A 326-nucleotide genomic window follows, 5' to 3' on the forward strand; every position below is an offset into this window, starting at 1 on the left:
CCTGTTGTTCATCTTCTCCGTCATGCTGAACTGGCTGCCGGGGCCGGGCAGGGTCGATGCCCGCTTGGCATTGCCGCCCGGCATCACCGGCTTCCTGACCATCGATTCGCTTCTGGCTGGCGACTGGACCGTCTTCAAGGACGCGCTCTGGCACCTGCTTCTGCCGGCCTTCGTCCTCGGCTGGACGGTTTCGGGCACCATATCGCGGCTGGTGCGCGCCAACATGCTTGATGTGATGAGCCGCGAGTTCGTGCTCACCGCGCGCGCCAAGGGGGCGAGCGAATTCCGCGTCGTCATCGTCCATGCGTTGCGCAACACCATGGTAC

1 protein-coding gene is annotated in these 326 nt (G+C 64.4%); it reads left to right on the forward strand.

Going from position 1 to position 326, the window contains the following annotated elements; all coding sequences use genetic code 11:
- Positions 1-326, forward strand: a 326-nt coding sequence (locus EOD07_RS37375) for an ABC transporter permease (RefSeq protein ID WP_164773003.1), incomplete at both ends; no start/stop codon positions are given.

Source organism: Mesorhizobium sp. M2C.T.Ca.TU.002.02.1.1, assembly GCF_003997225.1.